We start from the raw sequence: 10,449 nt of genomic DNA, 5'->3' as shown, positions 1-10,449 counted from the left end.
GTCGTGGTCACCGGCGCGGCACGCGGCATCGGCCACGCCACCGCCCGCCGGCTGGTCGCCGAGGGTTGGCGGGTCGTCCTCGCCGACCTCGGACCCGACGTCGTGGACGCGGCCCGCGCCCTCGACCCCTCCGGCCGGTACGCGACCGGGGTCGTCGCCGACGTCTCCCGCCCCGAGGACGCCGAGCGGCTGGCCGCCGTCGCCGCCTCGGTCTACGACGGCGCCGACGCCCTGGTCGCCAACGCGGCCGTCGGCGGACCCGAGACCGCGCTGCTCGACACCCCCGACGCCGAGATCAGGCGGGTCCTCGACATCAACTTCTTCGGCGTCCTGAACTGCGTCCGCGCCCTGCGGGCGCAGTTGGAGCTTGGCCCGCGTCCCGGCCGGATCGTCGTCCTGGCCTCGCTGTTCGCCCAGGTCGCCACCCCGGGCGCAGGCGCCTACAGCGCCTCCAAGGCCGCCGCGCACTCCCTGATGCGCACGCTCGCCGTCGAGCTGGCCCCGCGCTGCACGGTCAATGCCGTCGCGCCCGGCTATGTCATGACCGCGATGCACCGCGAGGAGATCGACAACCGGGCCCGCCGCAGTGGACACACCTTCGACGAGGAACGCGCCGCCCTGGCCGCCTCCGTCCCCCTCGGCAGGCACGGCACCGGCGAGGACGTCGCCGACGCGATCCGCTACCTGCTCGACGGGGCCGACTACATCACCGGCCACACCGTCAACGTCAACGGAGGGGTGTACACCTCATGACCGACACCCACGTCGCCCCGCCACGCCCCCGGCGGCTGGTGGTCACCGGCTCCGGATCGGGGATCGGCCGGGCCACCGCCCTGCTCGCCGCCCGCACCGGCTGGTCCGTCGTCGGCCTCGACCTGACCGGACCCGAACGGCCCGCCGCCCGGGACGGCGTGCGCACTGTCCGCTGCGACGTCTCCGACGAGACATCGGTCGAGGCCGCCTTCGCCGCCGTCGACGACCTGTGGGAGGGCATGGCGCCCACCGCCGTCGTGCACTGCGCGGGCGTCTACCGCTTCAAGCCCGCCGTGCGCACCACCGCCGCCGACTGGGACGCCGTGCTCGGCCTCAACGCACGAGGCTCCCTGCTGGTCGCCGCCGCGGCCGGCCGGCGGATGTCCGCCGTCCCCGGACCGGGCAGCGTGGTCCTGCTGTCGAGCATCGGCGCGGTGCGCGGCGACGCGGGCGAGCCGAGCGCCGCCTACAGTGCCAGCAAGGGCGCCGTCGTCTCCCTCGCCCGGCAGCTAGCGGTCGAATGGGGACCCGACCAGGTCCGCTGCAACGCCGTCCTGCCCGGAGTCATCGACACCCCGATGACCACCGTCACCCAGGCCCCGGACGCCTTCCGTGAGGTCGTGCGCCGTATCCCCGCCGGACGCACCGGGACCGCCGAGGAGGTGGCACGGCTGTGCCTCTTCCTCGCCTCCGACGCCGCCTCCTTCGTCAACGGAGCGGCCGTCCCTGTGGACGGAGGCCAGAGCGCCGCATGAACACACCCCTGACCGACACCCCGGCCACGCCCCCGCTCCCCCCGACCGTCCGCGTCCACGGCGGCCCTGCCGAGCGAGGACGGCAGTACGGGAGGGCAGCCGCCGGACGCGTACAGCTCTCGCTCGCCCACTACGAACGCGTGTACGCCACCTTCGCCGGGCTCACCTGGCGGGAAGCGGCCGGTCTCGCCGAACGGTTCGTCCCGGTGATCGACGCCTTCGACCCCCGGCTGCTGGCGGAGATCCAGGGCGTCGCCGACGGCGCGGGCGCCGGGTTCGCCGACATCCTGGCCCTCAATCTGCGCACCGAGATCCTGTTCTCCGGCAAGGCCCGCAAGCTCGCGGCAGGCGGCACCGGCTCCAGCACCGGCACAGGCACAGGTCTCCCGGGGCGCGGCGAGTGCACCTCCTTCTGCGACGTGCGCGGTCCGCGCACCCTGGCCGGCCAGAACTGGGACTGGATCCCCTTCGCCCATGACACCGTCGTCCTCCTGGAGGCGGCGCCGAACGCCGGCCCACGCTGGGTGTCGGTGGTCGAGGCGGGCCTGCTGGCCAAGTTCGGCGTGAACGCGGCCGGCCTGACCGTCCTCACCAACGCCCTGGTCACCTCGCTCGACCGGGGCGAGCCGGGCATGCCGTACCACCTGCTGCTGCGGGCCCTGCTGGACGCCGGATCCGTCATGGAGGGCGAGGAACTGCTGCGCGCCGCTCCCCGGGCCTCATCGGCCAACTACCTGCTGGTCCAGGCGGGCCGGGGCACCGATGTGGAGGCCAGGCCGGGCGGACCGGAGGCGATCGGCGTACGACGGGTGGGACCGGGCGAACTGCTCGTCCACGCCAACCACTTCGACGCCCTCCACCCCGCCGACGCCCGCGACCACGGTCCCCGGGTGATGCCGGACACCGTGTTCCGCCAGGAGCGGGCGCTGGAACTGGCCGCCTCGACCCCCGAGCCGTCGGTGGCCGGCTGGCACCGGATCCTCGCCGACCACGCCGGGCACCCGGACTCCCTGTGCTGCCACCCGAACCCGCGCGACGCCGAACTGGACCGGGGTTCCACGGTGGCCAGTGTGATCGTGGAACCGGAGGACGCGGTGCTGCACCTCGCCCTCGGCCACCCCTGCTCCACGCCCCGCCGGGTCTTGGACTGCCGTGACTTCTTCTCCGGCACGGCGGACCGGGTCCCCGTCCCGGCGGGGACCCCGGCGACGCCCGCTCAGGCGGACAGTGGCACCGCCTCCTGACGGCTGCCGGACATCCGGTAGGTGAGGGTCGGCTGCGCCAGGCCGAGGTCGGTGGAGTCATAGGGGTAACCGGCCGCGGACTGCCCGGGCGAGGCGAACAGATACGTCCCGTTCACGCCCCGGTACGCCTCCGACCGCAGATACTCACCGGTCACCGCCGGACGCAGCGACCCGGTCACGGACACCGCCGTGTGCAGCATCCGTACCTGGTCGTAGGCGGCGCTGGCCTGGGTCCACCCCGGCGGGACGCCGAACTGTCGGGTGTACGCCTCGGCGAACCGCTGGCCGAGCGCGTCGTCGGACCGCCCGGTCACCGTGGACCAGGTCAGCCCGCCTCCCCCGGGCTCCAGATGCCGGGCGAACCCCGGCAGGGACGGGGTGTAGATGTGGTACGACTCCTGCCCCGGCCGGGCCCGGATGAGGGCGTTCTGCAGCTGGGCGGCGGTCTTTGGGGACACGTGTGACACCACCACCAGGTCCGCGCCGTCCCCCAGCGCCTCCGCCGCCACCGCGTCGGTGTCCCGCACCGACAAGCCCACCCGGGCCACCGCGGTGACCGCCCAGCCCACCTCGCTCACCCGGGCGATGAAGTCGGCACCGGTGATCGAGCAGCCGTAACCGTCCAGCTCGATCACCGCCAGCCGGCCCCGCCCGCGCCACCCCGCCGGGTGCGCGCGCAGATGCGCGATCAGTGCGGCCTGGTAGGCGTTCTCGGACGGGCAGCTCTGGAAGACGTGCTGGTAGCGCGCGGGCGCCGACCGGACGGCGTCCACACTGTGCGTCCAGGAGTTGGTGTGCAGGAAAATCCGCCCGTAGTCCGCCGCGAAGTCGAACACCGCCGGGCTGAACGCGCTGGCGTAGCTGCTGGTGATCGCGTCGACGTCCTGCTCGACCAGCACCGCCAGCCCCGCCCGTACGGACACCTCCGACAGCGGGTCGACGGCCACCACCACGTGTTCCACCGGCCGGCCCCATTCCCAGGCCAGCGCGTTGACGTCCCGCACCGCGAGCGACGCGCCCCGGATGGTCTCCTCGCCGTCGGCGGCGAACGCGCCACCGAGCGCGATGGTGCCCACCCGCAGCGGACGTCGGCCGCCGCTCACCCGGCGCAGCCCCGGGGGGCGCGACGGCTCGTCGGCGGCCAGCCGTTCCAGGTCGAGCACTCTGATCCCGGACCCGCGGTCCACCCCGCCGGGCAGCGGCAGCCGCACCAGCTCACGGTCGACGGCCATCGCGCCGAGCCCGGCCCGCGATTCCTGCCCCGTCTTCCTCAGCAGCCGCTCCACCTGCGTGGTCACCGTCCGGACACTGGTGCCGAGTCGGCTGGAGATCTCCCGGTTGGACAGCCCCAGCGCGACCAGCGACACCACGTCCACTTCTCGGGGCGTCAGCCCGGCCGGCGGACCGTCCAGCAGAAGGAAGGCGACCGTGACGGCCGGCCCACGCCGGATCCGGCAGCGCGCCCACCGCCCGTCGCCGTACCACAGGAACGAGACCGATTCCAGGTCCGACCGCTCGAACGCGGCGATCCGGCGGAGCAGTTCGGGGTCGTGGACGGCGGAGCTGGTCGGTTCGCGCACCGGGCCGGGGGCGAGTTCCCAGGTCTCCTCGGCCATCGGCCGGGATCCGTCCACCGGGCGGGGCACTGACATCGGCTTCTCCCTTCGCCGGGCGTCGTCCCCCCGATGACAAACCGGACACCACTTCGCTGCCTGGAAAGTATGCATTAACCAGGCACCGGACGGCAGAGGCGTCGGGCGGAAGAATCACGCGGGACGGCGGCGCCGGGACTTCACGGGTGTTCCATGCGGGAGAGCCAGGTGGTGAGCAGCGTTTCGAGTGACTCGGCCTCGGTGGGCGTCAGCAGGTCCAGCAGTTGGCGTTCGTTGCGCATGTGGTCGGTGAACGCTCGGTCGATCAGTTCGCGTCCAGGTCTGGTGAGGGCGACGATCCGGCCGCGTTGGTCGTCGTCGGAACGGCGGCGGGTGACGAGTCCGGCCCGCTCCAGGCGGTCGATTCTCTTGGTCATCGCGCCGGTGGTGACCATGGTGTGCGCAGCGAGTTCGCCGGGTGCCCGTTCATAGGGCTCACCGGCGCGCCGCAGTGCGCACAGGACGTCGAACTCGCCCTCACCGAGGCCGTAGCGGCCGTAGACGAGGCAGAGTTCCTCGGTGAGCCGGCCGGCCAGGCGGTGCAGTCGGCCGATCACTCCTTGCGGGGTGATGTCGACATCGGGGCGCTCGCGGCGCCAGTCGGCCTGGATGCGGGCCACGCGGTCCAATCGTTCACCGTGCTCCATGCATACCAATATAGCTTCCCAGGAAGCTATATTCGCTTCCATGGAAGCCAATATGCGTCGGGTGGCACTGACCGCAGTCGCACCGGTGGCCTGGGGAACCAACTACTTCGTCACACACGAGTTCCTGCCGGCCGGCCGCCCGCTCTATGGAGCCGCCCTGCGAGCCCTGCCGGCCGGCCTCGTCCTGCTCGGCCTGCGCAGGCAACGGCCGCGCGGGGCGTGGTGGTGGCGGTCCGCGGTGCTCGGGCTGCTCAACATGAGCGTGTTCTTCGTCCTCGTCTACGCCGCTTCCCAACTGCTTCCGACGAGCGTCGCCTCGACCGTCATGGCGTTGTCCCCGCTGACGATGATGCTCATCGCCTGGCCCCTGGTGTCCGAGCGACCCCGGACCGCCCACCTGGCAGGCGCCGCGATCGGACTCGGCGGGGTCTGCCTCATGCTGCTCACCGGGGTGGAAGGGGTGAGCGTGCCGGGAGTCCTGGCCTCGGCCGCCGCCATGCTGGTGTCGTCCTTCGGTCACATCCTGGCCAAACGGTGGAGCGCCGGTACCGATGTGCTCGCCTCGACCGCATGGCAACTCACCGCCGGAGGTCTGTTCCTGCTCCCGGTCGCCGCGGCCGTGGAGGGTCCTCCGCCCGCGCTCTCCCCGCCGACGCTCCTCGCCTTCGGCTACGTCACCCTGGTCGCCACCGCGCTGGCCTTCGCCGCCTGGTTCCATGGGCTACGACACCTGCCCGCGGGAACGGTCGGACTGATCGGACTGTTCAACCCCGTTACCGGCGTACTGCTCGGCATCGTGTTCGCCGGAGAGGTGCTGACCGTTCGGCAACTGTGCGGACTGGCCCTGGTCCTGACCGGAGTCGTGCTGGGCCAACCCAAGCGGGCGAGCCGACGCGAAGGGCAAGTGCGTCAGCACGGTCGGGGCGCCCGTCGGTGAGGTCAACTCCGTGCCGCTGAGCGCCGATTTCCTGTACGCCGTCACCGGCGACGACCACACCGTACGGGTCTGGAACCTGGCGAGCGGCCAGTGTCTGCGCACCTTCCGGGGGCACAAGGACTCGGTCAGGGCCGTCCTGATGGGCCCGCCCGAGCGCGCTGAACACCTGGGGCGACCATGTCCGGGGCGATCCGCCGGGCTTCGGGGCGACCGGCCGCTCCCAGTCGGTGTGCTTCAGCCCGGACGCGTGCCTCGTCCTGGCCGCCGGCCGGGACAAGGCGCTGCGCAGGTGGGAGCTGGACTGGGAACTGGCCGCGGGTGTGGGCGCCTGATCAGGACGGGTCGGGAACCGGCCGCCGGGGAAGGCGCGTGATCAGGACGGGGCTGCAAAACGGCCGCCGAGGAAGGCCCTTGCAAGGAAAGTGTTTGACGAGCACGGGCCGTCAGCCGACCGTCGAGGAGAGCGCGTGATCAAGCCGTACAGCGACAGCGTGGCCCTCGCCCTGGGCCTGGCCCGGATCGAGGCCCGCGCCGGGCGTGCGCCTCAAGTGGAGCCGGAGCACCTGCTGTTGGGCCTGGCCAACCTGTGCCGCGACGACCTACGAGAGGTACTCGGCGCCAGCAGCCTGACCCCGGCACGCCGCGACGCGGTCGAGGCGAACGTCCGGGCCCTGCGGCGCCGGTTCGCCCTCGCCAAGGTGGACCCCCAGACCTTCCGGCGTCGGCTGCGCGCCGCGCTCACCGTCGACGCCCCGCCGCCCCCGCCCGCCCCAGCCGCCGTGCCGCAGCGCAGTCGGACGGCGCGACGGGCGTTCATCAGGGCCGGGGAGCTGGCCGGGGACAGGACAGCCGGGACGGTCGATCTGTTGCGGGCGGTGCTTGGGCTGCCGCTGCCGACGGCGGCTCGGGTGCTGCGGGAACTGGGGGTCGAGGATGCGCGGGCCGCGTTCTTCCCCAACGATCAGGGGCGGGCTGCCGCGGCCGTACGTGACCATGAACCACCCCGGCCGGACCCCGACCCCGGCCGGGCCGCCGAACAACCCCGGCCCGACCCCAAGCCCGACCAGGCCACCGAATCACCCCGTCCCGCCCCCGACCGGCCCACTGAAGCGCCCCGGCCCAAGCCCACCCCGGATCCGCCCGCCGAACCACCCCAACCCAACCCCGACCCGGATCCGCCCGCCGAGGCCCCCCGCCGCGCTCCGCATCCGACGCCCGTCCTCGACCTGTACGGCCGCGATCTGACCGAACTCGCCCGCTCCGGCAGGTTGCCGCAACTGATCGGTCGGCAAGAGGAGTTGCGCACTCTGGCCCGCGTCCTCATCCGGCAGCGCAAGGCCAACGCGATCCTGGTGGGGCATGCGGGGGTCGGCAAGACCAATATCGTGGAGGGCCTGGCCACCCGGTTGACCGAGCCGGGGGCGCCCGCCGTGCTGGCCGAGGCCCGGGTGGTGGAGTTGTCCATGGCGGCGCTGCTCGCCGGGGCCGCGTTCCGGGGAGAGTTCGAGGAGCGCCTTGAGGCAGTGCTGAAGGAAGCCCGGCAGGTGCCGGAGCTGATTCTCTTCATCGACGAGGTGCACACCGTGCTCGGCGCGGGCGGTAAGGGCGCAAGCGATGCGGCGAACATCCTCAAACCCGCCCTGGCGCGCGGTGACGTGAGATGCCTCGGGGCGACCACACCGGGTGAGTACCGGCGCTGGATCGAGTCGGATCCGGCGCTGCAGCGCCGCTTCGAGGTGGTCTGGGTCGACGAGCCCGGCCGGGACGAGGCCGTGGCGATCCTGGAGAAGCTGCGCGAGTCGATGGCCGCGCACCACGGGGTGGAGATCGACGCGGACGTACCGGAGGCGGCCGTCGACCTGACCGTGCGCCATCTGCCCGAACTGCGGCTGCCCGACAAGGCGATCGACATGCTCGACCAGGCGTGTGCGGCCGCCCGTATCGCCACCCTCAGTCCCGGCCCGGTGCCGCGCGGCCCCGTCCGGGTGCGGCCCGGCGACATCGCCGCCGCCGTGGCCGCGCGTGCCCGGCTGCCGATCGAGCGGATCACGGCGGGCGAGGCGGAGCGGCTGCTCGGCATGGAGGAGGGGCTGCGCCGCCGCGTCGTCGGCCAGGACCATGCCGTGCGTGCGGTCGCCGACGCGGTGCGCACCGCACGGTCCGGCCTCGGGGATCCACGGCGGCCCGTCGGGGTGTTCCTGTTCGCCGGGCCGACCGGCACGGGCAAGACCGAACTGGCCAAGGCGCTCGCGGAGTTCCTCTTCGACGACGAGCGGCGCCTGATCCGTATCGACATGTCCGAGTACCAGGAGCGCCACTCCGTGTCCCGGCTGCTCGGCGCGCCGCCCGGGTACCTCGGGCACGACCGCGAGGGCCAGCTCAGCGGGCCGCTGCGGGACCATCCGCACAGCGTGGTCCTCTTCGACGAGGTGGAGAAGGCGCACCCGGAGGTCTTGGACATCTTTCTGCAGATCTTCGACGAGGGCCGGCTCACCGACTCACGCGGGCGGCAGGTCTCCTTCACCGAGTCGGTCGTCATCCTCACCTCCAACCTCGGCACGCGGCAGGACGCCGAGGCCGCAGGGCCCCCGCCGCCGCTCGGCTTCGCCCCGCCAAAGCGCCCCGACTCCCCCGCCGCGGCCGGGCAGTCGGCAGCCGCCGAGCGGATCCATGCCGCGCTCGCCCGCGAGCTGCGGCCCGAACTCCTGGGCCGCATCGGGCAGGTCGTGGTCTTCGAGCCGCTCGACGAGGTGGCGCTGCGCCGAGTCCTGGACAAGGTGCTCGACGGGGTCCGGGCCCGGCTCGCCGAACGGGATATCTCGATCGCACCCACCGAGGGCGCGTATGACCTGCTGCTCGCCCGTGCCACGGGGGCACGCTCGGGTGCCCGCGCGGTGGAGCAGACGGTCGAGCAGCTGCTTGTCCAGCCGTTGGGGCGCGCTCTGCTGGCCGGACGGTTCGGCGACGGCGCGGTGGTCCGGATCGACGCCGTCGACGGCACCCTCGACTTCACCGGCACCGAACCTGGTTCTGTCGGCCCTTCCGGACGCGGCTCCGGAACCGGCCACCGCCCGGAAAGGCAGGACACCGCACGATGACGCCCCCGGCCACCGTCACTCTGTCCCTCGTCAAGGGCCGGCTCGACCCGGCGCAGTATGTGTTCACCGAGCGCACCACCTGTGTGCTCGGCCGCAGCACGGACTGTTCGCCGCGCCTGCCCAACGACGAACACCACAGCACGGTCTCCCGGCACCACTGTCTCCTGGACATCAATCCACCGGACATCCGCATCCGCGACTTCGGCAGCATGAACGGCACCTTCGTCAACGGCCGGAAGATCGGCCAGCGGGAGAAGGGCCAGACGCCCGAGGAGGGCGCGGCCATCCAGTACCCCGAGCACGACCTGGGCGACGGCGACGAGATCCGGCTCGGGGACACGGTGTTCCGCGTCGGTATCAGCGCACCGCGCACGCTGACACTCGCGCGCTGCGCGAAGTGCGGGCGTGAGGTGGGTTCCGAGATGTCCGGCCGGTCCGGCGAATTCCTGTGCTCCGACTGTCGGTCGGAGCCGTCCGCGGTGGCCCGGCTGCTGCTCGACCTGGCCCAGAGCGGGCGCCCCAACCTGGCCCCGATCGCCGGTTACGAGTTGCTGCGGGAGTTGGGCCGGGGCGGGATGGGGGCCGTGTATCTGGCCCGGCACGGGTCGAGCGGCAAGCAGGTGGCGCTGAAGGTCATGTTGCCGAAGGTCGCGGCCAACGCCGACGCTCGGGCGCGCTTTCTGCGCGAGGCGGAGCTCACCGGGGCCCTGCGGCACCCGAACATCGCCGCCCTGTACGACTCGGGCTTCGCCGACGGCACCTTCTACTTCACCACCGAGTTCTGCACCGGCGGCAGCCTGGACCAGGTGCTCCGGCAGCGGCACGGCCGGCTGCCCGCGGCGCAGGCGGTCCGTATCGCCGTACAGGTCCTCGAAGGTCTGGACCACGCCCATGGCCGGAGCGTGGTGCATCGCGATCTGACCCCGTCCAACATCCTGCTGCAGGAGAACGCCGAAGGCTCCACGACGGCCAAGGTCGCCGATTTCGGTATCGCCAAGGCTTTCGACCAGGCCGGTCTCAGCGGCCTGACCCGTACCGGATCAACTGCGGGCAAACCGCACTTCATGCCCCGTCAGCAGGTCATCAACTTCAAGAAGGCCGCACCGGCCGTGGATGTGTGGGCGCTCGCCGCCTGTCTCTACCACGCGCTCACCGGCCACACGCCGCGGGACTTCCCGCGCGACAGGGACCCGTGGCAGATCGTCCTCCAGGCACCGGCCGTGCCGATCCGGCAACGCGACCCACGCATCGAGCGGCGACTGGCCGAGGTCATCGACCGGGCCCTGACCGAGCAGCCCGCCATCGGCTTCCAGAGCGCGGACGAGCTGCGCCGCGCCCTGCTGCCGCACGCCGGCTGACCGAA

The 10,449-nt window shown here is 72.6% G+C and carries 8 protein-coding genes; 6 read left to right on the top strand and 2 right to left on the bottom strand.

Translation table 11 applies throughout. From position 1 onward, the window contains the following. From ACWEKM_RS20030 to ACWEKM_RS20020, 3 genes are all read left to right on the top strand, one after another. The coding region (locus tag ACWEKM_RS20030) for an SDR family NAD(P)-dependent oxidoreductase (RefSeq protein WP_451622520.1) at positions 1–753 on the top strand (753 nt) is incomplete at its 5' end. Then, a complete protein-coding gene (locus tag ACWEKM_RS20025; protein ID WP_451622519.1) occupies positions 750–1,508 on the top strand; it encodes an SDR family NAD(P)-dependent oxidoreductase in 759 nt (252 codons plus the stop codon). The genes ACWEKM_RS20030 and ACWEKM_RS20025, both read left to right, overlap by 4 nt. Beyond that, the gene (locus tag ACWEKM_RS20020; protein WP_451622518.1) at positions 1,505–2,752 is read left to right on the top strand and encodes a C45 family autoproteolytic acyltransferase/hydolase; all 1,248 of its coding nucleotides are present in this window, start codon (positions 1,505–1,507) and stop codon (positions 2,750–2,752) included. The genes ACWEKM_RS20025 and ACWEKM_RS20020 overlap by 4 nt, the downstream gene beginning before the upstream one ends. Here ACWEKM_RS20020 and ACWEKM_RS20015 read toward each other — a convergent pair. Both ACWEKM_RS20015 and ACWEKM_RS20010 read right to left on the bottom strand, forming a co-directional pair. Then, a complete protein-coding gene (locus tag ACWEKM_RS20015) occupies positions 2,725–4,404 on the bottom strand; it encodes an ABC transporter substrate-binding protein (RefSeq protein WP_451622517.1) in 1,680 nt (559 codons plus the stop codon). The genes ACWEKM_RS20020 and ACWEKM_RS20015 overlap by 28 nt on opposite strands. A 140-nt stretch (positions 4,405–4,544) precedes the next feature. Then, on the bottom strand, positions 4,545–5,051 hold the full coding sequence (locus ACWEKM_RS20010) for a MarR family winged helix-turn-helix transcriptional regulator (RefSeq protein ID WP_451622516.1): 507 nt from the start codon (positions 5,049–5,051) through the stop codon (positions 4,545–4,547). 52 nt (positions 5,052–5,103) lie between these two features. On the opposite strand from ACWEKM_RS20010, the gene ACWEKM_RS20005 reads away from it, so the two are divergent. The 3 genes from ACWEKM_RS20005 to ACWEKM_RS19995 all read left to right on the top strand — a co-directional run bounded on the left by ACWEKM_RS20005 (position 5,104) and on the right by ACWEKM_RS19995 (position 10,444). Further along, the gene (locus ACWEKM_RS20005) at positions 5,104–5,988 is read left to right on the top strand and encodes an EamA family transporter (protein ID WP_451622523.1); all 885 of its coding nucleotides are present in this window, start codon (positions 5,104–5,106) and stop codon (positions 5,986–5,988) included. Between the two features lie 467 nt (positions 5,989–6,455). After that, entirely contained in the window at positions 6,456–9,086 is a 2,631-nt protein-coding gene (locus ACWEKM_RS20000; RefSeq protein ID WP_451622515.1) for an AAA family ATPase, read from the top strand. Further along, positions 9,083–10,444, top strand: coding sequence for a protein kinase domain-containing protein (locus tag ACWEKM_RS19995; protein ID WP_451622514.1), 1,362 nt, complete (start codon positions 9,083–9,085; stop codon positions 10,442–10,444). Before ACWEKM_RS20000 ends, ACWEKM_RS19995 begins: the two co-directional genes overlap by 4 nt. Positions 10,445–10,449 lie beyond the last annotated feature (5 nt).

Source organism: Streptomyces sp. NPDC004752 (assembly GCF_053601275.1).
The sequence above is the reverse complement of the archived record's forward strand: the minus strand, read 5'-3'. Positions and strand labels throughout refer to the sequence as shown.

Coding starts and splice junctions, on each gene's coding strand:
- ACWEKM_RS20025 (WP_451622519.1), top strand. CDS start 750: ATGACCGACACCCACGTCGCCCCGCCACGCCCCCGGCGGCTGGTGGTC.
- ACWEKM_RS20005 (WP_451622523.1), top strand. CDS start 5,104: ATGCGTCGGGTGGCACTGACCGCAGTCGCACCGGTGGCCTGGGGAACC.
- ACWEKM_RS20020 (WP_451622518.1), top strand. CDS start 1,505: ATGAACACACCCCTGACCGACACCCCGGCCACGCCCCCGCTCCCCCCG.
- ACWEKM_RS20010 (WP_451622516.1), bottom strand. CDS start 5,051: ATGGAGCACGGTGAACGATTGGACCGCGTGGCCCGCATCCAGGCCGAC.
- ACWEKM_RS20015 (WP_451622517.1), bottom strand. CDS start 4,404: ATGTCAGTGCCCCGCCCGGTGGACGGATCCCGGCCGATGGCCGAGGAG.
- ACWEKM_RS19995 (WP_451622514.1), top strand. CDS start 9,083: ATGACGCCCCCGGCCACCGTCACTCTGTCCCTCGTCAAGGGCCGGCTC.